16 protein-coding genes and 1 CRISPR repeat array are annotated in these 23,700 nt (G+C 35.7%); of the genes, 6 read left to right on the plus strand and 10 right to left on the minus strand.

The genetic code is table 11. From position 1 onward, the window contains the following. Positions 1-168 precede the first annotated feature (168 nt). From AOB46_RS00180 to cas9, 7 genes are all read right to left on the minus strand, one after another. Complete coding sequence (locus AOB46_RS00180) at positions 169-972, minus strand: GLPGLI family protein (protein ID WP_062696039.1); 804 nt, start codon at positions 970-972, stop codon at positions 169-171. A 174-nt stretch (positions 973-1,146) separates the two neighbouring features. Beyond that, positions 1,147-1,377 carry a hypothetical protein gene (locus AOB46_RS00185; RefSeq protein WP_062696040.1) on the minus strand — a complete coding sequence of 77 codons (231 nt, stop codon included), beginning with the start codon at positions 1,375-1,377 and terminating at the stop codon, positions 1,147-1,149. A gap of 169 nt (positions 1,378-1,546) precedes the next feature. Next, the gene (locus tag AOB46_RS00190) at positions 1,547-2,338 is read right to left on the minus strand and encodes a GLPGLI family protein (protein WP_082376981.1); all 792 of its coding nucleotides are present in this window, start codon (positions 2,336-2,338) and stop codon (positions 1,547-1,549) included. A gap of 19 nt (positions 2,339-2,357) precedes the next feature. Continuing rightward, the gene (locus AOB46_RS00195) at positions 2,358-2,597 is read right to left on the minus strand and encodes a hypothetical protein (protein WP_062696042.1); all 240 of its coding nucleotides are present in this window, start codon (positions 2,595-2,597) and stop codon (positions 2,358-2,360) included. A 257-nt stretch (positions 2,598-2,854) separates the two neighbouring features. Then, a CRISPR array of direct repeats spans positions 2,855-8,133; the repeat unit is 47 nt; unit sequence GTTGTGAATTGCTTTCAAAAATTATTATCTTCGTGATTAGTCACAGC. Between the two features lie 57 nt (positions 8,134-8,190). Next, complete coding sequence (gene cas2 / locus AOB46_RS00200; RefSeq protein WP_034678328.1) at positions 8,191-8,529, minus strand: CRISPR-associated endonuclease Cas2; 339 nt, start codon at positions 8,527-8,529, stop codon at positions 8,191-8,193. Beyond that, complete coding sequence (gene cas1, locus AOB46_RS00205) at positions 8,526-9,419, minus strand: type II CRISPR-associated endonuclease Cas1 (protein WP_062696043.1); 894 nt, start codon at positions 9,417-9,419, stop codon at positions 8,526-8,528. Before cas1 ends, cas2 begins: the two co-directional genes overlap by 4 nt. 14 nt (positions 9,420-9,433) lie before the next feature. Then, a complete protein-coding gene (gene cas9, locus AOB46_RS00210) occupies positions 9,434-13,000 on the minus strand; it encodes a type II CRISPR RNA-guided endonuclease Cas9 (protein WP_062696044.1) in 3,567 nt (1,188 codons plus the stop codon). A gap of 222 nt (positions 13,001-13,222) precedes the next feature. On the opposite strand from cas9, the gene AOB46_RS00215 reads away from it, so the two are divergent. Genes AOB46_RS00215 through AOB46_RS00225 form a run of 3 tightly spaced genes read left to right on the plus strand, consistent with a single transcriptional unit; the run spans position 13,223 to position 16,614 of the window. After that, complete coding sequence (locus AOB46_RS00215; protein ID WP_062696045.1) at positions 13,223-15,346, plus strand: Tex family protein; 2,124 nt, start codon at positions 13,223-13,225, stop codon at positions 15,344-15,346. Positions 15,347-15,395: 49 nt separating this feature from the next. Further along, positions 15,396-16,031 carry an HAD family hydrolase gene (locus AOB46_RS00220; RefSeq protein ID WP_062696046.1) on the plus strand — a complete coding sequence of 212 codons (636 nt, stop codon included), beginning with the start codon at positions 15,396-15,398 and terminating at the stop codon, positions 16,029-16,031. A 28-nt stretch (positions 16,032-16,059) separates the two neighbouring features. Beyond that, on the plus strand, positions 16,060-16,614 hold the full coding sequence (locus tag AOB46_RS00225) for an RDD family protein (protein ID WP_131724286.1): 555 nt from the start codon (positions 16,060-16,062) through the stop codon (positions 16,612-16,614). 159 nt (positions 16,615-16,773) lie between these two features. Here the strand turns inward: AOB46_RS00225 and AOB46_RS00230 are convergent, their stop codons facing one another. The 3 genes from AOB46_RS00230 to AOB46_RS00240 form a co-directional block, all read right to left on the minus strand. After that, a complete protein-coding gene (locus AOB46_RS00230) occupies positions 16,774-18,345 on the minus strand; it encodes a M20/M25/M40 family metallo-hydrolase (RefSeq protein WP_062696048.1) in 1,572 nt (523 codons plus the stop codon). Between the two features lie 181 nt (positions 18,346-18,526). After that, positions 18,527-19,675 (minus strand): carboxypeptidase-like regulatory domain-containing protein, encoded by a 1,149-nt coding sequence (locus AOB46_RS00235; protein ID WP_062696049.1) that lies wholly within the window; start codon positions 19,673-19,675, stop codon positions 18,527-18,529. Between the two features lie 221 nt (positions 19,676-19,896). Further along, entirely contained in the window at positions 19,897-20,073 is a 177-nt protein-coding gene (locus tag AOB46_RS00240) for a histone H1 (RefSeq protein WP_040994607.1), read from the minus strand. Positions 20,074-20,426: 353 nt separating this feature from the next. On the opposite strand from AOB46_RS00240, the gene AOB46_RS00245 reads away from it, so the two are divergent. The 3 genes from AOB46_RS00245 (at position 20,427) to AOB46_RS00255 (ending at position 23,622) form a co-directional block, all read left to right on the plus strand. Further along, complete coding sequence (locus tag AOB46_RS00245; RefSeq protein WP_062696050.1) at positions 20,427-21,911, plus strand: M1 family aminopeptidase; 1,485 nt, start codon at positions 20,427-20,429, stop codon at positions 21,909-21,911. A 123-nt stretch (positions 21,912-22,034) separates the two neighbouring features. Next, the gene (locus AOB46_RS00250; RefSeq protein ID WP_062696051.1) at positions 22,035-22,541 is read left to right on the plus strand and encodes a hypothetical protein; all 507 of its coding nucleotides are present in this window, start codon (positions 22,035-22,037) and stop codon (positions 22,539-22,541) included. Positions 22,542-22,707: 166 nt separating this feature from the next. Continuing rightward, positions 22,708-23,622: a helix-turn-helix domain-containing protein gene (locus AOB46_RS00255; RefSeq protein WP_062696052.1), complete on the plus strand. Its 915-nt coding sequence runs from the start codon at positions 22,708-22,710 to the stop codon at positions 23,620-23,622. Positions 23,623-23,700 lie beyond the last annotated feature (78 nt).

Below are 23,700 nucleotides of genomic sequence, written 5' to 3' on the forward strand. Positions count from 1 at the left end.
TTTTGAGATTCCAAAAATAGAAAACCTCATCCTATTATCACCTTAACATACATCAAGAAATATATTCATATCCCTGTTTTTCCCGTAAAGCAAGTAAAACGACGAAAAAGATAATGATCTCTGCCTTTCCGAATGCTCTTTATTTGTGGATAATTTCTGCTGTATTCTCTATTTATATTCCACTTTATGATTAAGTTCTATAGGGTTATTTTGTGCGCGGATGTGTTTTTTCATCATTTCTCTCATCTCTCTCAAATCAGTTTTTACAATATTTCCTGCCTCATCATAGTTGATAATAGCAGATGGTTTTATGGCAGAAATCGGGTCACTGTAAAAGTCACTCTGAAGCTTTTCATAATCGCTCCAGGCAATCATTTTTTCAATTTTTGCAGGATACAGTTCTTTCCAGTTGAAATTCTTTACCTGAACCAGATTAAACTGAAAATCAGATTTTTCATCATTTATTTTTACGATTAACCCGGGGAGGCCTTTAAAAATATAAGGTCCGTCAGAAATAGCTATATCTGTAGTAAACCATGCCTGCCAGCTTCTTCCGCCATAGTTTACTTCAGCTTTCTGACAGTTATAGCTGCCGATCATTTGTTTCTCATCTGAAATTTTCCAGTCAAGCTGATCTGTAATATCAATAGCATATGTCTTGTATACTATGGGAACAAACACATATCTCTTGGTTTCATTAGATGTGAAATTCTTTTTGACGTACAGCTGTCTGTTATTAAATTGGGTATCATATCCTTCAGGAGTACCTCTCTTTACCCTCAATGAATCTGACCTCCTGAATTTATTGGAACGAAACAGGGACTCCTTTTCCCTTACATCCAGATAATAGGTAACTTTTTCAGTTTTGGTGCTGTCTGAATTCGGTTTGTATTTCAAATCATAGATAAAGCTTGAATTCTGACCGAAAAGGAACGAAGAAAATAAAATGAGAATAATTAAATGTACTTTCATGGGTTATTATTTAATAGTTTTTATGGTTACTGTTTAAAAATATTTTCTTTGCAGCAAAAATAAAGCCATGAAAAGACATTATTCATGTCTTTATCTGTCAGCCAACTTATATCCTGCAGTTCATTCTGACTCTAACGAATCGGTAGTCATTACTGACTTTATAAAAGAAATTCTTTAAAAATTATTATCTTGGTGATTAGTCACAGCAGTCGTTACCGGATCTTTCACCAGCAGTTTTAAAAAATCAATCGATTCGTCCGTAAAGTCAAGCGCAGCACTTGGAAAAGCACTATAACCGCCAGCATGTAAACGCTCTTCTAACGGCGTCAACACTACAGCATCTGTATTTCCAATGCAAATAACTCTAAATTTCCGATTGCTTTCATATCGCAAAATTTTGTACATGTCGAACCAATTTACATCAAAATGATGTTAAATTTTCATACTGTAAAGCTAAATCCTTTATACAACAGAACTTGACGCATTAAAAAGTTATCTACAAAAAATCCCCGGACTTCCCCGAGGATAAAAACTGATAACCATGAATTTCCTAATGGAAATTTAATAAACTCTTTTAATCAATGAAGTTGTTATTACTTCTGATCCTGCTTTTTATTGATTCAATATTAGCAGGTTTTAAAGCAATTCCAGTTCTAGCTGAGACCGTGCCAGCAGGATCGTCTAAATAATTCTGCCTTGCTTTGCAAAATGCTTGATAAGTTGTACTTATTGCTTCTTTAATCGGTATGATAGGTTTTTCAGCTTTTTTTATGCTGATCATAGAAAAGATTGTATAACCTTTAGTATCAAATATTTCTAATATTAACCCAGGCAAGCCTTTAAAAACATAAGGACCATCAGAAATCGGTATTTCGTTTGTATACCATGCGATATAATGTCTCCCTTTATAGGTTCCTTCAGCCTTTTTGCAGGTATAAGAGCCTATTTTTCTTGTTTCATTGTGTAGTTTCGAATCAATTATATCACCCAAAGGATATGCAAATTGATTTTTCAATAATTCTTTATATACGGTCTGTTTTCCATTATCAAAATAAACTTCAGAAGGAAATCTAACAGAAGGAACTTTTCTTAGGTCAATGACAACTTTACCATTAACCGGATTTTCAAACTGCTCTTTGCCTATTGCCATCAGTGCCGAATCAGAAACCGCCTTTTGAGTACTTTTAAACAAAGACTTTTGACCATTAACGAGGAGAGAGAGATCTTCTTCTATAACATTTTCCTTTGCTAGCGTATCACGTAACATCTTCACTCTATAAATTACCTCATATTGAGATTTAATGATATTAGACTGAGAGTACATTAGGCCGTACGTGACGACTGATAATAAAACAAGTAACCGCATATTAATAATTATTTAAATGTTATTCACCACAATAAAACTCGTTAAGCAAACGAGCGTTATGCAGCTCTTCTTTTCGCGCGTCCTCATATGTTGCGTTATGAGAACCCGACCCCCAGCATATTATATCATCTAATACTTCGTCTGTACATCCTATCAGGATGCCGACTGTTTGACATTGCATTTTTGCCTTTTGTGTTTCCTTTTGCTCTTTCGTTTGTAAATTTTCTTTGATCTCTTTTTTGTCTTCTTTTGCGCTCATTAGGCCAGCTACACCAAATGCAGTTAATAAAATTGTTTTTTTTATTTTTTTGGAATTTTGTGGTTAAAATATTTTTGTAAATAAAAGATTGATCAGGACTTTTATTTCACTTTACATAGATATAAAAAATTATTTAAAAAGATTTACGGCTATCCGTAAAAGAATAAATAAAATTATGCATCAGTAGGAATAATACTGCGTAGTTTTCAGCTTTTACAATGGACAATTGCTGAGCTCGTTCGCTTTCTGAGCTTGTAGTTGTGAATTGCTTTCAAAAATTATTATCTTCGTGATTAGTCACAGCCTGCTCCAACAGGCTTACCTCCAAGGTCTCGTTGTGAATTGCTTTCAAAAATTATTATCTTCGTGATTAGTCACAGCATTGAAAGATAAAGGTGTCAGGTTTTAAATGTTGTGAATTGCTTTCAAAAATTATTATCTTCGTGATTAGTCACAGCCTGCTCAATATGAAGCTGTAAGGGAAAACGGTTGTGAATTGCTTTCAAAAATTATTATCTTCGTGATTAGTCACAGCAACATCTTTCTATTCCAAAGAAGGAAGAGCGTTGTGAATTGCTTTCAAAAATTATTATCTTCGTGATTAGTCACAGCAGAGGAAAGTACCTTTGTTATTGAGACTTTGTTGTGAATTGCTTTCAAAAATTATTATCTTCGTGATTAGTCACAGCTACTTCCAATACCATCCCTTTATTAACATAGTTGTGAATTGCTTTCAAAAATTATTATCTTCGTGATTAGTCACAGCGGGGCCATGAATCTGGAACATGTTCAGGACGTTGTGAATTGCTTTCAAAAATTATTATCTTCGTGATTAGTCACAGCGAATATCTTGAAAGGCAAGCCCGGTCCGGAGTTGTGAATTGCTTTCAAAAATTATTATCTTCGTGATTAGTCACAGCAATCATTAATAACGGCCTGATCTGCACGGAGTTGTGAATTGCTTTCAAAAATTATTATCTTCGTGATTAGTCACAGCAGCAATAAGAAAGGCTTTTATCGAATCTAAGTTGTGAATTGCTTTCAAAAATTATTATCTTCGTGATTAGTCACAGCCAGGCTGTTATGTTTTCAAGGTGCGTTACGTTGTGAATTGCTTTCAAAAATTATTATCTTCGTGATTAGTCACAGCTTTTAATCCGAATAGGTATGTTTTGAGTGTGTTGTGAATTGCTTTCAAAAATTATTATCTTCGTGATTAGTCACAGCTTCTGCTGTGGCAAGTTTGGTATCAAGAGAGTTGTGAATTGCTTTCAAAAATTATTATCTTCGTGATTAGTCACAGCTTGCCGGACTTTCTGTTCCTATTGAATTTAGTTGTGAATTGCTTTCAAAAATTATTATCTTCGTGATTAGTCACAGCTGTCAGGCAGTTGGAATATTGTCACTTGATGTTGTGAATTGCTTTCAAAAATTATTATCTTCGTGATTAGTCACAGCAGCTGATGCTAACGACAGTTATCAGGGTATGTTGTGAATTGCTTTCAAAAATTATTATCTTCGTGATTAGTCACAGCAAATTACCGAAATCACTGCCCCAGATAACAGTTGTGAATTGCTTTCAAAAATTATTATCTTCGTGATTAGTCACAGCATATGAAGATTTTATATTAATGCAACTACCGTTGTGAATTGCTTTCAAAAATTATTATCTTCGTGATTAGTCACAGCTACATAATTTTCTTTTAAAGTGCCACCCTAGTTGTGAATTGCTTTCAAAAATTATTATCTTCGTGATTAGTCACAGCACCCCTGTTAATGCAGGGGCTTTATTTTGGGTTGTGAATTGCTTTCAAAAATTATTATCTTCGTGATTAGTCACAGCTTTCGATAAAGAAGGAAATATGAGGCTTGAGTTGTGAATTGCTTTCAAAAATTATTATCTTCGTGATTAGTCACAGCTGGTACTCTCATCGACTTCGAGTTCTTCATGTTGTGAATTGCTTTCAAAAATTATTATCTTCGTGATTAGTCACAGCTCCAAGAATTTCGTGATACTCCTAGATATAGTTGTGAATTGCTTTCAAAAATTATTATCTTCGTGATTAGTCACAGCAACATTGAGGAATCTCCGGAGCATCCTCACGTTGTGAATTGCTTTCAAAAATTATTATCTTCGTGATTAGTCACAGCTTTTATAGCCGTTGAGCAAGTGGTGTCAACGTTGTGAATTGCTTTCAAAAATTATTATCTTCGTGATTAGTCACAGCGTGTAACCGGAGTACCTTTTTGAGCCTCAGGTTGTGAATTGCTTTCAAAAATTATTATCTTCGTGATTAGTCACAGCGATTCGCTTCCGCGAATGCGCCGCTGACGTGTTGTGAATTGCTTTCAAAAATTATTATCTTCGTGATTAGTCACAGCAGCTCAACAGAAAGAACAGACAGTGGCAGGGTTGTGAATTGCTTTCAAAAATTATTATCTTCGTGATTAGTCACAGCCAGAAGTAGACAATATGAAGAAGGCGCAGGGTTGTGAATTGCTTTCAAAAATTATTATCTTCGTGATTAGTCACAGCATCTCTACATTTTGAGTGAAGAATCCAAGAGTTGTGAATTGCTTTCAAAAATTATTATCTTCGTGATTAGTCACAGCAAACCAAAGACACGGAGGAGAAGGCAGTAAGTTGTGAATTGCTTTCAAAAATTATTATCTTCGTGATTAGTCACAGCTAGCGATAGCTTAGCGCAAAAGATCGGCGTGTTGTGAATTGCTTTCAAAAATTATTATCTTCGTGATTAGTCACAGCTATACGCGTTTTCGCCCTTTAGCATATTTTGTTGTGAATTGCTTTCAAAAATTATTATCTTCGTGATTAGTCACAGCAAGCCTTCTGAGAAGCTATCAGTGAGATACGTTGTGAATTGCTTTCAAAAATTATTATCTTCGTGATTAGTCACAGCACCAGTAATAGATGTAACCACCGGAAGAAAGTTGTGAATTGCTTTCAAAAATTATTATCTTCGTGATTAGTCACAGCGTTTCAAGAGACTTTTTCATCCTTCAGGCAGTTGTGAATTGCTTTCAAAAATTATTATCTTCGTGATTAGTCACAGCAAATTGAGGCTTGGTCTATACGCTGGAAAGGTTGTGAATTGCTTTCAAAAATTATTATCTTCGTGATTAGTCACAGCCTAACAATTGATTATCAGTACTTCTGTACTGTTGTGAATTGCTTTCAAAAATTATTATCTTCGTGATTAGTCACAGCTGAATCAAAACGAGTTGTAGTTGTAGCACGTTGTGAATTGCTTTCAAAAATTATTATCTTCGTGATTAGTCACAGCTGAACCATATTTAGTGATCTTCTTAGTAACGTTGTGAATTGCTTTCAAAAATTATTATCTTCGTGATTAGTCACAGCGTATAATCCTTTAAGGAACAAAGTCTCTTTGTTGTGAATTGCTTTCAAAAATTATTATCTTCGTGATTAGTCACAGCCGCTTCCCAGAAGGCTTTAAACGATCAGCAGTTGTGAATTGCTTTCAAAAATTATTATCTTCGTGATTAGTCACAGCCAGTATCGAACTTAACTAAGGCAGAAAATAGTTGTGAATTGCTTTCAAAAATTATTATCTTCGTGATTAGTCACAGCGCTTGAAGAGCATCATATTGCTCTTGGTAAGTTGTGAATTGCTTTCAAAAATTATTATCTTCGTGATTAGTCACAGCGTACCATGAATATACCAAATTCGTCAGCTTGTTGTGAATTGCTTTCAAAAATTATTATCTTCGTGATTAGTCACAGCCTTATAATACCTAGGAAGAGGACGAGACTTGTTGTGAATTGCTTTCAAAAATTATTATCTTCGTGATTAGTCACAGCAAAATGGCATCATGGTAGAATTCATGTCGGGTTGTGAATTGCTTTCAAAAATTATTATCTTCGTGATTAGTCACAGCGTGAATCAAAACGAGTTGTAGTTGTTGACGGTTGTGAATTGCTTTCAAAAATTATTATCTTCGTGATTAGTCACAGCTGTCCTAACTCAGTCTAATTCCACCTCTGGGTTGTGAATTGCTTTCAAAAATTATTATCTTCGTGATTAGTCACAGCTTTCTGTAATAAAGTCCCCAAAACGTTCGTGTTGTGAATTGCTTTCAAAAATTATTATCTTCGTGATTAGTCACAGCTAGTTCTCCTGGTTGCCGAAGGAGAAAGTAGTTGTGAATTGCTTTCAAAAATTATTATCTTCGTGATTAGTCACAGCCAACAATTTTTCTTGCAATTACTGTCTGTTGTTGTGAATTGCTTTCAAAAATTATTATCTTCGTGATTAGTCACAGCTATCTGCTTGTAAAAGTTTATTAAAAGAATGTTGTGAATTGCTTTCAAAAATTATTATCTTCGTGATTAGTCACAGCATATCGGGAATCTTGGAGTAGGCGCACAAAGTTGTGAATTGCTTTCAAAAATTATTATCTTCGTGATTAGTCACAGCGTATAAACAGCTAGAACGTTCTAATGCTATGTTGTGAATTGCTTTCAAAAATTATTATCTTCGTGATTAGTCACAGCAGAAGCAAATTAACGGAGCCGAGGCAGGTAGTTGTGAATTGCTTTCAAAAATTATTATCTTCGTGATTAGTCACAGCAGACGGAGGTGAATTACTGATGACTGATAGGTTGTGAATTGCTTTCAAAAATTATTATCTTCGTGATTAGTCACAGCAGATTGCTCAAGATTACCCGCAAATGCTTAGTTGTGAATTGCTTTCAAAAATTATTATCTTCGTGATTAGTCACAGCTAAATGTTTGGAGTGTGCGTGTTCGGTTCTGTTGTGAATTGCTTTCAAAAATTATTATCTTCGTGATTAGTCACAGCGATCATTTAAAGCCTTCTGAGAAGCAATTAGTTGTGAATTGCTTTCAAAAATTATTATCTTCGTGATTAGTCACAGCCTAGGATAGTCAGAACTGTCTGCGAAAGGGTTGTGAATTGCTTTCAAAAATTATTATCTTCGTGATTAGTCACAGCACTAGGATAATCAGAACTATCTGCGAATGGGTTGTGAATTGCTTTCAAAAATTATTATCTTCGTGATTAGTCACAGCCGGAGGTTCCGTTATTTCTTTGTTTGTTAAGTTGTGAATTGCTTTCAAAAATTATTATCTTCGTGATTAGTCACAGCTAGAAAATGTAGATGGATGGAAGGCCTCCGTTGTGAATTGCTTTCAAAAATTATTATCTTCGTGATTAGTCACAGCGTCTTGAATTATGTTTGTTTTTTCTTCGCTGTTGTGAATTGCTTTCAAAAATTATTATCTTCGTGATTAGTCACAGCTACTTATTATGGAGGTTCGAATGCTATGATGTTGTGAATTGCTTTCAAAAATTATTATCTTCGTGATTAGTCACAGCCCCATCCATGGTAATGCGTAGCCTTTTGAGGTTGTGAATTGCTTTCAAAAATTATTATCTTCGTGATTAGTCACAGCAACGAGGTCATGAATCTTACATTCTTCCCTGTTGTGAATTGCTTTCAAAAATTATTATCTTCGTGATTAGTCACAGCCTCAAAAAACAATCTACTGATTTTCAGTAGATTGTTTTTGTTTTTAGGATTTAAAAATTAGAATAATTCAAGCTGTTGAAAGGTTGGAGGGGGTTCTTCTTTATTTCTGGCAAAGAATATTTCAATATCTCCAAACTGTTTGTCGGTAATGCACATAATTGCAACTTTTCCGGCTTTTGGAAGCATAAACTTCACTCTTTTAATATGAACCTCAGCATTTTCCCGACTTGGGCAATGCCTTACATACATCGAAAACTGAAATAAGGTAAAACCATCATCAAGCAATGATTTACGAAAGCGGTTGGCATCTTTCATATTGGCTTTAGTCTCTGTCGGCAAATCATATAATACTAAAACCCACATAATTCGATAAGCATTAAACCTTTCGGCATTCATATCAGTTCAGGATAAGAGATCAGGCGTTTTTCTCCTGTATAACATTTATACAGTGATGTAGCTGTTATTTTCACAGCCACCAGTAACGGCCTGGTTTTATCATCTATTTTTACATCCTTGGTCGCAATCTGTAAGATGAAAGCTTTAAACTCTTTAGTTAATTCTTCGGTTTCTGAATTAACTGCAAGCCATTGCATTACCAATAAATCGATAAAAGGACGGTAAGGTTCCATAAGGTCATCAGCCAGACAGTAAGGATTGTATTTATTTTTATGAAAAATCCCGAGAACAGGAAGCAATCCGGTCTCTACAATCGCTCTTGCGACAATACTTCTGAGAACAGAATACCCAAAATTGAAAAACTGATTGGGTGAATCTCCAAAACGCTGTCTCAAAAAATCCAGACTAATGAGGTATTTCCAGTAATGCTGTGCTGCAATGCCTTCCATATTGGTAATATCACCGCTCTTTACATTTTTCTGGTATTCCAGCATAGGTTCATAATAGTTTCCTAACCGTTTTAAAACCTCTTTCTGGTTTTCAATCTTACATTCTACAGTTTGTTTCCAAAGTTGTTTTTTGAGCGGCTCACTGGCTTCTAATTGATCTTTAATCCGGTCGGAATGTTCAGTGTGCCCATAAAGCGGAAGCATAATTCCGTGGGGTAAATGATGCCCATCGCAACTCACCACTACCACATTATTCCCCATCATTTTCTGAATCAATTGATGCGAGATAGTAATCTGGAAATGATCCAACATCAATAACCCTAAATCTTCTACCGGAACTTTACCCCTCATCTCATTTGTGGAAGGTTCTAAAATATACATCTGTTCATCTTTAAGTTTAAGATAAGCAGGGTTGCCAATATAGATAGAACGGGTGATCATTTTATGTTAATTTACTATTCTCCAACTTTTATAATCTCTCCAAGATGATTTACTCTAATTTTTGTTAATCTTTCTAAATCAGAATTCTTAGAAATTGATATCCAAGTTATATTTTTCAATATCATATCATTTCGTATAACAGAAGTTTCTAAATGGTGTCTAAAATCTGATACAAATTGACCATTACTTTTCTTACTCATTTTCTGAACTCTAAATAATTTATCAGAAATCTGTTTTCTGTTTTCAACATCAAAAAAATTAATTTCATTTTCTTCTTGTGGGTTTTCAGAATGTTTCAAGTCAAAGACGAATAAATCATTAATTTGCATTGAGAAATAAAACTCTCCTAACTCATCATTATGATTTCGATTGATAATCGGATAAGGATTACCATATTCTGTCACATTTCGTAAGCCAATGGCAACCGCTTCCCAAAAAGAAACAACCTTATCATTATATTTTCCATTTTCATCTTTATACACTAAAGCGTGATGATTTTTACCTGTAATTGCAAAACCGTTTCTTATTTTTTCTACTTTACTCTCATCTGTAACTGTTACATTTTTTAAAATCATCCCATTTTTTAACTGGATTGGGTTTTCAGTTAAGTTTTTGAACACTTCTTTAATTTTCCCACCATTTAATCTTTCTTTTACAGCTCGTTTGCTCGCTTGATCAATAATTTTTTCTATTTGAGAATCAGTAATATTTTCATTGAGAGCAACACGTTTTGTATTAACCCATTCATAAATTGAAACTTCCTTCAATTCATTTTCTCTATAAAAAATAGGTTCTTTTTTTAATGCTTTTGTAGCAAAAGCAACTTTTGGATTATCACCAAATTTTGCAAGACGATAAAGAAGTATTTCTTTAATTTCAGGATTTACAATCATTTTTATTTGTTCAAAAGACACTTTATCATTAAGCTTCATTTTCTTTTCAGGAATGCGCTTCACACGTCCCATAATTGTGTCCTCATGTAATCTGGCACGTGGCACCCAAGTTATTTGTTCTTTACAATTTTTAGGTTGATTCCTATTCATTGTTAACACTTTACTATTTTCCTTTTTGAAAGAAATTAAAATATTCTCGAGATGTTTTTGTGCGTCTTTACGAATATTTGGAATGGAACATTCTATGATATTTCCTTGTTGCGCAGAGAATTCTTTTATTGAAAACTTACCTTCTAAGAATTCTTCAATTTCTTCAATTTCTTTTTGGCTTAATGCATTTCTTTCATATTGATAAATCTTATTGAGATTATTGAGTTTAAAAATTATTTTCTGGTCAGTTAAAGCACAAATCAAAGCATCTATTGCATGATGTCTATGATCGTCTCTTTTACTCCAATCTGCAATAACTTTAAAGGTTTTAGTTTGTCCGTTATTGGTTTTTATTATTTTTTCTTTTACCTGACCAATTGCTTTATATTTTTCAAAAGTTAGTTCCTGTAACAGGTTTTTCAGTTTCCATTCCTCTCTAAGGAAATCAGTAACCTGTCCTGTTGTAGTATAAACATTCGGACACACTGTTTTCAACATTTTTACAGCCTCTTTAGCAATGTATTGAGAATCTTTTTTCATTCTTTCCACAAAATCAGATGGAATATCTTCACCTTTACAAAGCAGGTTTTCAAATTTTGTTTTTGAAATGCTTCCTTTTCCGTCTTTATATAGATCATTAACTTTTTCTATATATTGCTGTAAAATTACTTCACCTTTGGAGCTCATAAAATCATAAGCTGTTTTTTGCCCTTTATCCGAATTACATTTTCTATGAGTGATGATATAATTGTTCATTGCATTATTAAACGAACGGGATTTAGGCAGAATATGTTCGATATCTGCGTTTCCTGTAAGCATATCAGATCCATTTATCGTTTTGTTACAATACAAACATTCCTTAGAGTTCTCTTCCCAAAGAATATAGCGTGTCACATCTCTGCCATTTACAAATTTAAAACCATACTCTTCTTGAAGTTTTTTTCTTATAATATCATTATTTTTTTTGTTCTTTGAATTTAAAAGAGAAATATTCTTCCGGGTTTTTGCATTGTTTCTTAGCTCGCGAGCCAATTCTACTCTTATCTCATCTATTTTACCATATTTTTCAATTATCAAATTAACAGCATTCACAACCTGATTCAGAATTTGTTCCACAACAGGATTTCTCAGTTCATTTCTTTTAAGCTGTTTTAATTTTGGTTGAAGATCAATTTTGGTTTTGTAACCACTATGATCATAACCAATATTATCACAAGCATCGGTGTACCCTAACCCTTTTTCTAAATGTACAAGTAATTTACGAATAGCACGAGTGGACAAGCTTCCATAATCTGAAGAATACCCTACTCTTCTGGCAATAATCTCAGCTTGTTTCTTATCAAAACCAAAACGATTTTTCAGCGCATTAATGACTTCCTTTTCTATTGGAAGAGAATAAGTAATATGCCATAACTCAAATAACCCTCCTTTTTCATCATTAGTTTCCATATTAAAAAAGAGATATTGTTCCGGCTTTTCTATTCCGGCTTCTATCAAAGCATTTCTTAGAATACTATAAGTTCTGCTACCATCTAATTCGGTAAAATTCAGGTAAATTTTTTCTCTTGAGGTATAACCGAGAATTTCTTTAATTTTTGATACAGTAAGTTTGTGTTTAGGATTTAAATTGTCACCATTCCATAAAGCGTTTTTCAATTTTTGTTTCTGCTCATCAGTTGGTTTAAATAATTCTCCATTAGGAGTTTTCCAAGATAAATCATTTATTTTTTGCCAAATTCTAAATAGTTCGAAATAAGGTGAACTTTTCGCTACTGCTTTATGATGTTTTTCAAACAGACATTCTGAAATCAATCCTTTCTGGCTTTTCAATGGACGTTGATAATAAATAATTCTATTTCTAATCAAATCATATAATGTTCCTTTATTATCGTCTTCATTTGAACTACCTGTTAAAATTAGATAATACTTTTTTTGTTCATCCCAAATTCTGTCAAATTCCTCTGTGTATGAACTTCTCTGGTATGTTCGTTCTCGAAGTAAAACTTCAAATACATTATTATTTTCTTGTAATTCCGAATATAATTTTTGTCCAATTGTTTTATTTCCTAATGCTTTTTCAAGCCCTGCAATCCGCTCTTTATATTCTGTTGAATTTTCTTCCGAAACCGATTTCCTATTACTTAAAAAACCTCTCCTTTGATTTAGAAGAATTAAAATCCTACCTAATTCCTGCAAAGAGACTTGTTCCGAAACAGCTTTGGCTCTCAATCCGTAAAGTTCAACTGCTGAAAGATCAAATAAATTACTAGTTGGAAACATATTATTCTCTTTCAAAGATTGGTAAAGTTTATCTCGCCTTGCCTTAAATCGTTGATTATTTTTTCTATTCCCTCTTTTTGCAGTTCTTTCAAGGTTTTTACTAGCAGTATTTCCCGAATAAAACTTCCCATGAAAGTCAGGATCTTCCGGAACAATTCTTACAGCTAAATTTTCTATTGTTTTTTTTTGATTTTCCTCTGATATAACAGCTATTCCTACAGATGAAACTCCAATATCCAGTCCAAGTATATATTTCATAATAATTATCTAGTTTTCATAATTCCATAAAAATAGAAATAAAAAAAACATCCGAATTACGGATTTCCATAATTATACTAAAGATTTTTTCTTCTATATTTGTAATAATAATTTTGAAAAGCAATTCACAATAAGGATTATTCCGTTGTGAAAACATTCAAGGCGGGGCAACTCGCCTTTTTTCGTTTTAAAACCCTATTTTAGCCATCCGAAAACAGAACAATGACGACCGTAGAATTTATACAGCAGCAGCTCAATATTTCTGAAAAGAGCATCAACAATACTTTACAATTATTGGCAGAAGACTGCACCATTCCTTTCATTTCGCGTTACAGGAAAGACAAAACCGGGAATCTGGATGAAATTCAGATTGAGCAGATTGCAAAGATCAACAAGCAATTTGAAGAGATTGTTAAGAGAAAAGAATCTATTGTAAAATCAATTGAGGAACAGAATGCTTTAACGCCTGAGCTTCGTCAGAGGATTGAAGAAAGCTTTGATATGCAAGAGCTGGAGGATTTATATCTGCCTTTCAAAAAACGTAAAAAAACCAAAGCAGATGCGGCTAAAGAAAAGGGACTGGAGCCTTTAGCCAAAATCATCATGAGCCAGAAAAACAATGATATTCTGTTTCTGGCGTCAAAATATCTTAATAATGATGTTCCGTCTGAGGAAGAGGCCCTTCAGGGTGCCAGAGACATTATGGCGGAATGGATTAATGAAAATATGTACGTCCGTAAAAATCTACGTCGGATCTTTCAGCGTAAGGCTGTAGTAACCTCCAAAGTGGTAAAAGCCAAAAAGGATGAGGAAGAAGCACAAAAATTCTCTCAGTATTTTGAATGGGAAGAAAGCCTTGGCAAAACTCCTTCTCACAGGCTTCTGGCTATGTTAAGAGCTGAAGCAGAAGGCTTTGTAAAAATAAATGTAGGCATTGACAAAGAAGAAGCCATCGATTTCATTGAAAAAGCAATTATTAAATCCAATAACGAAAGTTCTGAACAGATTACTCTGGCTATAAAAGACAGTTACAAAAGGCTTTTAGAGCCGGCTATTTCCAATGAAGCCTTACAGGAAGCTAAGGAGAAGGCAGACCAGAAAGCCATTCAGATCTTCTCTGAAAACTTAAGCCAGCTGCTTTTAGCCTCGCCTTTGGGAGAGAAAAGAATCCTGGCGATAGACCCCGGTTACAGAAGCGGATGTAAAGTCGTTTGTCTTGATGAAAAAGGAGACCTGCTTCACAATGAAACCCTCTACCCTCACGCTCCGCAGAATGAAAGCGGAATGGCCATGAAAAAAATCCGCTCGATGGTGAATGCCTATAATATTGAAGCCATTTCTATCGGAAACGGAACAGCGAGCCGCGAAACAGAATTCTTTATTAAAAAAATCGCCTTTGACAGGCCTCTGCAGGTTTTTGTGGTTTCGGAAGCCGGAGCATCTGTTTATTCGGCCAGTAAGATTGCAAGGGATGAATTTCCAACCTACGATGTAACGGTGCGGGGCGCGGTTTCTATCGGGAGAAGACTTTCCGATCCTCTGGCAGAACTGGTAAAAATTGATGCAAAATCTATTGGTGTTGGCCAGTATCAGCATGATGTAGACCAAACCCAACTGAAGAACGAACTCGATTCCACGGTCATGAAATGTGTAAATTCTGTGGGAATCAATTTAAATACAGCCAGTAAATCACTTTTAAGCTATGTTTCGGGAATCGGGGAAAAAATGGCTGAAAATATCGTGGCTTACCGTGCTGAAAACGGAGCTTTTGAAGACCGGAAACAGCTGAAAAAAGTACCGAGGCTTGGAGAAAAAGCTTTCCAGCAGGCGGCTGCATTTGTCAGAATATCCAATGCTAAAAACCCTCTGGACAATTCCGCCGTACATCCTGAAGCATACGGTATTGTAGAAAAAATGGCCAAAGATCTGGGGATTAAAACCAATGAACTGATTGCGAATAAAGAAAAAATTGCTCTGGTAAAACCTGAAAACTACATTACCGGGGAAATCGGAATTTTAAGCATCAAAGATATTCTGAAAGAGCTTGAAAAACCGGGACTGGATCCGCGAAAAGCCGCTAAGGTTTTCGAGTTTGACCCGAACGTAAAAAGTATTAAAGATTTAAAAGCAGGTATGATTCTTCCTGGAATCGTTAACAATATTACAGCATTCGGATGTTTTGTAGATCTTGGAATTAAAGAAAGCGGCCTCGTTCATATTTCGCAGCTGAAAGACGGCTTTGTCTCAGATGTGAATGAAGTGGTGAAACTTCACCAGCATGTAAGGGTAAAAGTCACGGAAGTGGATGAAGCAAGAAAAAGGGTTCAGCTGAGCATGATTTTATAGTTTTGTCGTATAAACAACGAACAGTAATTAAAAATATAAACATCGTATTGTGAAGTATAAAAATTTAATTTTTGATTTAGACGGAACCTTATGGGATTCCAGAGCCTCTATCATCGATATATGGAACGAAGTTTTAACCCGGCACCACCTTATTGAAAAAAAACTTACACCTGAAGACATGAACCAGTATATGGGCCTTCTTACGGACGATATTGTCAGAAAGATTGCACCAGGAATTACGGATCAGGAAGTTAAAACAATCCTTGCTGAAATTGCAGGACAGGAAAACATCATTTTGCGTACCCGGGGCGGAATCCTGTATCAAGGTGTTGAAGAAACCTTAAAAAGCCTTTCAGAAACATACAACCTTTTCATTGTGAGCAACTGCCAGGACGGATACATTGAAGCCTTTCTGGATTTTTACCGGTTTAACGGCCTGTTTGCAGATTTTGAATCTCATGGCCGAACCAGAAAACCAAAATCAGAAAATATAAAACTGATTATGGAAAGGAATAATATGAAGCATAATGATACCATTTATATCGGAGATACCCAGACGGACTATAGCTCTTCAAAATCAAATGGACTTCCTTTTATCTTCTGTGAATACGGCTTTGGAAAGCTGGACATTCAAGATCAAGGGTATTCTGTTTCAAAATTTTCAGAGTTAAAAAATTATATTTAACAACTTGAAAAATTATTCAGTGAGCTCCATGAAAATATCAGAAACCAAAGAAAAAAAGATCATTCACAGACCCACCCGTTATTTTGACGAACAGGGTAACAGAATCTATAATTCTTTTGAATATGATCTTTCTTACAACCCTTCTTATAAAGGCAGCGAACGGAAAAGGTTTTTTGCCAAGCTCATTGATATACTTCCCTTCTTTCTCATCTTCCTTATCATAGGTAAAGAAATTGCTATAGTAAGTTTCATATATTCTGTTCCCTGTGTAATTATCTTTGGAGCCATATCTGAAACCTGTTGGGGGACTACCTTAGGAAAAAAGGTATTTAAAATGAAAGTGATTGATGACTTTGGGAATCATCCCGGATTTTTAAAGTCATTGAGCAGGAATTTTTTATGCCTTATCAATTTCTTTCCCGTCTTTACAGATTATATTCCACCAGCTCATCATACTTGGGAAGCAGAAGGTACCAGCATGCACCTCAATAATACAATCTACAAAACCTATATCGTTCAAGAGAATAGAATCAAGGAAATAAAAGCAATGCTTCAACAGAAAAATATCAAAACTACGCATTGAACAGCACTCTATTATTCAATTAAAAAAACAAAAAAGACTGTCTCTCCAATAGAAACAGTCTTTTCCGGCTATCATTTAATTTTCAGATACTTTTAACGGAAAAACAAAGAATGAGTTTCATTGATCAGAAAACTCAAAAGCTCCGGCTTACTATCCCAATTATTTATACTCTTTGGAATCTCTCCTCGGCTCTTTTGCTTCCGGCCATTTCATTGTTTCTCCTTTGTCATCCTGCGGCATTACTCTTTTCTCTCTGTTTGCAAACTCCGGATCTTCAGAAGCCATATAAGCTAATGCAGCCGTAAGAACCACATTGTTTTTCACCTCATCAAAAACAATTTTATCATAAGTATCTTTTGTGGTGTGCCACGTATATCCGAAATATCCCCAGTTCAGAGAGCCTAAAGAAATCCCCGGCACTCCCGCTGCTACAAATGAAGCATGATCGGAACCTCCGCCACCAGGCATTCCCGGGAAGTCAGTTTTGATATGCCCTCTTACAGATTTTGGCACTCCGTCAAGCCATCTTCCGATATAATCGTAAGCTTTTACAAACCCCTGGCCGCTGATATTGATCACACGCCCCGTTCCGTTATCCTGGTTGAAAGCAGCCTGCACTCCTTTTATAATCTGAGGATTATCCGCTACAAAACCTCTGGAGCCGTTCAGCCCCTGTTCTTCGCTTCCCCAAAGTCCGATAACGATTGTTCTTTTGTTATTCGGGTAATATTTTTTCAGAAGCCTCATCGCTTCAAGCATCGTAATAGTTCCCGTTCCGTTGTCTGTTGCTCCCTGTGCTCCATCCCATGAATCAAGATGGGCAGAAAGGATTACATATTCATCCGGCTTTTCTTTCCCTTTAATCATCCCGATGGTATTGAAATTTTTAGCCTCAGGAAGTATTTTAGACTGAGCATCAATTTTAATTTTAGGTTTTGCTCCTTTTTCAGCCATTCTGTACAGCATTCCATAATCTTCCAGATCAATATCAATCATCGGAATTTTTGTAGTCTTGGCTCCGAAAATCCTGTTTGCTCCCATAATCCCGGTCCAGTTTGAAATCACAACTCCTGCCGCTCCTGCTTTTTCCAGGGCTTCCGGAAGGGTGTTATTATCGTACCCGATATTCTTTACATAAGCATTAAAATCTTTGGAAGCCTGCTCTTTTTCAGCTTTAAGTTTTTCATAAAGTTCCGGAGTTGCAAATTCTTTAATCTGCTCATCTGAACGCCCGATTTTCTGATACTGGGCAATCAGCACGATCTTTCCTTTTACGGAAGGCAGCCATTGATCGAATTCAGCTTTAGAAGCTGCTTTTGGAAGAATAATCACTTCTGCCTCCACTGCTTTTTTAGTCGCAGGACTCCAGGCCAGCTGTGTTGCAGACAGCGATTTTGTACGAGGATACACCATATCTACATGGGTAGTACCTCTCTGCCACCCTTTCCAGGTTCCAAACTGCTGCAGATTGGCTTCTATTCCCCATGATCGGAGTTTTTCTGCGGACCATTCATTGGCAGCAAGCATTTCAGGAGTTCCTACCAGGCGTGGACCAATACCATCCAGCAGCTCATAAGCCAGATTTTCCAGCTGTGAATTGTTGTTTACTTCATCTACAAAACTTTTTACTACGGGATTAAGCCTTTCTTTCGAATCTACCTTGATCTGAGCCCATGAAAACTGGGCTGCCAGCACAACTGCCGGCACTGCAAAAAATCTATTTATCTTCATAACCTTTATTGATTGCTTAAAGATAAAGGAATTTAGGGAAATTATGAAAGCAAAAAGCCCGATATAAGCCGATTTCTATAAAAAAGAAAGCTTTAACTTAAAAGATAATACCCATTAAACGAAATCTGCGGGAAAATAAAAAGACCGCCCGGCCGGACGGTCCTGTTATCATACAATAAACTTATTTCCCGCTGATAAAAGCCAGTTCTTCCTCGGATAGAAGAATCGTTCCGTTCTTTTCTTCTTTTACGGGAACATTTTCCCAGATATTTTTACCAAAATCTACCTTTGCAGAAAGCCCCTTCTCCTCAGATTTTGCGAAGGTATTATAAATGATTTCCCTGCTGAATTTACGTTCGTGCCTTTTACCTTCATAAATTGCTACATATTGATCTCCTTCCAGTTTACATAGAGCAGGTATATACAGTCCGTCTTTTTTATAAAAATCAAAAATAAGAGAGGCATCCCCCAGCTGATAATCATACTCTCTTCCGTCTGCCGTTTTTCTTTTCATCATCGGAAAATGGGTCTGCATATAATGGATTTCAAAATAAGTAATCGTTTTATCGGTCTTATTATATTTAAACTCACCTTTCATATCAATCCCGGCACCGGATTTTATTTTAAAGGAAATCAACTGTTCGTCTCCTTCTTCAAAGATCAGTCTTCCTGAATATTTTGAATCTCTGTTTTTTACGTGGGCCAGTGTACGGTTTAATTCAAAATTGAAAAAATAGTTTCCCATATATTCATGAGAAAATTCATTGGTATTGGCAATGAAAATACTGTCAGATTTCATATTTTTCAGATACTTTACATTATTCAGCTGCATCTGAAGGATTTCGTCATAATTCCTGCGGATTCCGTCCCTGAAGTTATAGAGATTGCTTTTACTCCATAATTTTGCTTCTGCAATAACTAAAAAATACAGTTTATCATTATCTGATTTTTTTTCCTTGTACACAACATCATACAGGGAAGGCTCATTATAATAGCGATTCTGGTAATTTTTGCTGACATCCTGAAATAGCTTTCTGATATCTACATCCACAATCTTTATTTCTCCGATATCTTTATAAACCGGCTTCAATTTTATCAAAGCATTGAAGGTATTCACTTTTTCTTTCTGAAAACCGGAGGCCGAGATTTCAAAATTAACGGCAGCTGCATCAACCGGAGCCCAGCCGTCTTCATTGGTATAAACAATTTGATTAGCTAGAAGAATCCTCGCGTTAGGAACAGGACTTCCGGTTTCAGAATCCACAACTTTCAGTTTCTGAGCAGAAAAGATTCCGACAAAAAAGATCAATAGGAAATAAGAATGTTTCATTGGGTTATCAGTACATTAATTTTTAAAATCAATGCCACAAATATAGATGGAGAAACAGAAAAAAGAGAGCAGTTTAATACAATTTAATAGTATTTAACTTTTGGAATGTATTTTTAGCAAAAAACACTGAAAACTGGGAGATTTTAACATCTGAAATAAAGATGAATCCTTCAGAAATCAAGACATAAAAAAACCGGCTCGATGAGCCGGCTGGAACTGAACTATTTTTTAGCTTCTTCTACAGAAACTTTTCTGAATTCTTTGAACAGTTTGCTAAGTTCTAAAGCTGATTTACGAGCTCTTGTACCTGCTGCCTTGTTTCCTTTTTCTGCCTGTTGGTTAGCTTCTGTTGCGAACGCTTCAAATTCTGCGTTGATTTTTTCAATTAGTTCTTTCATTATTTTTAAAATTTAGGCTGCAAATATAGGTTTTATGGTGATTCCAGCCTAACTGAAGATAAAAAAATTGAGGTTAATTCATCAAAATTCTATGTTTTTATCGAAATTCTTCTTTTTGTATAGTCTGAAAGTTGGAAAAACACAAGTTCATAAGGCTTTTCTTCCATATTGTAAGGTATAATAATGCACAGAAAAACCGGAGATTTCCAGCAGATTTCTTTGAAGAGGCTTTTGCTTTCACACAACTACTAAAAGCGGCAAAAGAGCAGACTAAAATATTTCTGAAATGAGATTATCAAAAGGCAACCAATCTTTTGAGGGATTTTAACTACATTTGAAAAAACAGTTAGCCCATGATCCGGAAATTATTCTTACTGCTTCTTATTTTACCGCTGTCTGTGTACACTCAAAATAAAATCAGCTATAAAGTGTATTATGACAAAAATGCAGAACAGAGCGGCCTAAAGATACAGGTAGACTATACCGGAAAAAACTCATCGGAAGTTACCGATTTCTATTACAGTAATGAAAACTGGGGCGAGAAAGATCTTTTTAAATGTCTCATCCTGCGTCAGGAAGACAATCCGGAGGTCCGATTTGAGGTTCAGCCTGAAAAAGATGCAGTCATAATTCATCATAAAAACAGCAAAAAAGTCTCTTTTACCTATAGAATCAAACAGGATTTTGAAGATCCCAACCACCATATTTTCAACCGTCCGAGAATCAGAAACCATTTTTTTCATGTTCTTGGTAAAAACCTGTTTGTTGTTCCGAAGTCTTTCACGGAGATGCCAGACGATAAAGAACTTGAATTTTCTGTTGAATGGATCGGTTTTCCTTCAGATTTTAAGATTCACAATACTTTTGCCAGCCAGGTTCGTCATCAAAAGATCAAAACCGTGTTATGGGAAGGCTTTTACAATTCACTTTTTGTAGGCGGTGATTACCGGATCTATGATTTTAAAATTCATGATAAACCCGTATATTTTGCTGTACGGGATGAATGGAATAACGGGTTTTCAGATGATTTTCTGTTTTCAAATCTGAAAAAAGCAGCGCAGTCCCAGCGTGATTTCTGGAAAGATTATGATCAGGATTATTTTACGGTCATCATGACTCCTACCGTTTCACGGAAAGACAGTACATTTAAAGGATACAGCACTACAGGATCAGCCATAAAAAATGCATTTATGATCCAGGGAACCAATAATCCCTTCAATAACAGAAACAGTTACCTTTATCTTCTTCATCACGAAATGATGCATGACTGGATCGGAACTACCATCAAAAATAAACATGAAGAGCTTAACTACTGGTTCAGTGAGGGATTTACAGATTATTACACCTATAAAAACAGGCTGAAGATCAAAGATATCTCATGGCAGGAATGGATGGAGCTTTTTAATGAAGAAGTAATTAAAAGCCACTGGAAAAATCCAAAGCGCAACATCATGAATTATACCATCAAAGATGATTTCTGGAAAAGCCGTGATACAGAAAAGGTACCCTACAGACGCGGGGCTATCTTCGCTTTCTGGCTAGACAACCAGATCCTGATGAAAAGTAATTATAAAAAATCGCTGGACGATCTGATGCAGGAACTGCTGAAAACCTGCCGGGAGAAAAACCTGAAGTTTACGGATGAGCTTTTTCTGGATCTTACCCAAAAATATCTGAATGAGGACATTTCTTATTTTTTCCAGAAACATATCCTCAGCGGAACAGATATAGACCTTGTTAATGAAAAATGGATTAACGGCCTGCTGTTTAAAATAACTGATAATATCCCTCAGATGCAGGCTGATAAAAATGTTGAATCTAAATATATTTTACGTTAAATAAACTGAAAAAGAGCCGGGAAGCCTCCATCCTGCTATCTCTTTTTGGCTGTACCGATTAAATTTAACATAACTGTACCCCTTTCGAATGAATTAATCTTATAATTTTGAATAAAAAAGCTCATGGAGATCATTTCAAAATTTACAGTAGGTTCTGAAGAGGGAATTTCTGATCTTATATCCATCATTGATTCTTCGTTGTACAGCCTGCATAAAGGTTTTGTTCCTGAAGAGGAAATTCAAAAATACATCAAACATGAAATAGACCCGAGGAAGATGATCAATGATCTTAATAATCTTTCCAACCAGCTGATCATGACCTATGCAAACCAGAAACCAGTTGGGTACAGCATTATAAAAAGCGGCACTGCATATCCCGGAATCACTGACGGAAAAAGGGCCACAGAGATCAGTTTTGTTATTCTCCCGGAGTTTGATTCTCCGGAAATAAGGCAGTCACTCTGGAAAAAATGCCGATCGGCAGTAAGTTTTACGGAACTGATATGGGTCAATATGCTCGCCCATGATCCTTTGATTGATTTTTTAAAAGAAACAGGTTTTACTATAGCTGCCGACTCCAAGACAGGACCTTTTCAGCTTCCGTCACATGTGCTGACCATGGAAATTTAAAGAAATGGGAAATAAAAGACAATGAATATCATCTGCTGCCTGTCTGAAAGAAATTCATGAAACAGAATATTTTTGCTTTAAGGAACCTAATAAATTCCTGCATTCCTTTTACGGCTTTTTGATTTCGTTACATTTCCGTATCTTTGATTTTTATAATTTCAACATCATGAGTGACCAGCTGGAAACCATAGAGGATTATTACAGACGAATCCGGAAAGATCAGATCAAAATGTTTGATTCTGAGGATTTTGAGATGGGAAAATCCCACTTCAATATTTCAATGCGCAGATACTGCAGCTTCAAGAGCCCCTATAACCGCCGCGATTATTATAAAATCAGCTTTATTATAGGAAAAGGCACGATTCATTATGGTACACACCAGCTGTATATAGACCGTCCGGCCCTGTTTTTTCCTTCGCCCAGCATTCCGTATTCCTGGGAGTGTGACGGGGATTTTCAGGAAGGTTACTTCTGCCTGTTCAACCAGGAGTTTTTTAACGGAAATTCAGAATTCAACCTGTTTAAAAAGACTTCACTGTTCAAAGAATGGAGCAAACCGGTTGTTTTTTTAACGGAAGAACAGACGCAGCTTGCAACGCTTTATTTCGACCAGATTTACAGGATGAATAATTCTGCCTATCCGTTCCGTTGCAGCAGCATCAAAAGTCACCTGGCTTCTGTGTTTCACCTGGCTCTTGAAAACCGTGTGGATGACATCAACCCTAATGAACTTCCGGCTAACATCCGTTTATACCGATTATTTGATGAGCTGCTCAACAAACAGTTTCCGCTGGATTCCCCGGCTTATCCGCTGGCCCTGAAAACAGCTTCCGACTTTGCGGAGCATCTTAATGTACATGTTAATCATCTGAATTCATCGGTAAAGTCTGTTACCCAGCTTACCACCACCCAGATCATTAAGGAAAGAATGTTTGAGGAATCTAAAAATCTCCTGAAATACACCAACTGGGATATTGCCGAAATAGGCTATACATTGGGATTTGATCAACCTGCCCACTTCAATAATTTTTTTAAAAAGTATGCTGATGTCTCTCCCCTCAAATTTAAAAACGCTTTATAAATCTTTGATTTTTGTAATTTTTACTTTGTCTTTTAAAATTCATTCCTGCTATTCCTGATGTACTTTTGTACGGTAAAA

It is taken from the genome of Chryseobacterium indologenes, from assembly GCF_001295265.1.
In the GTDB taxonomy this organism is placed as follows: Bacteria; Bacteroidota; Bacteroidia; order Flavobacteriales; family Weeksellaceae; genus Chryseobacterium; species Chryseobacterium indologenes_A.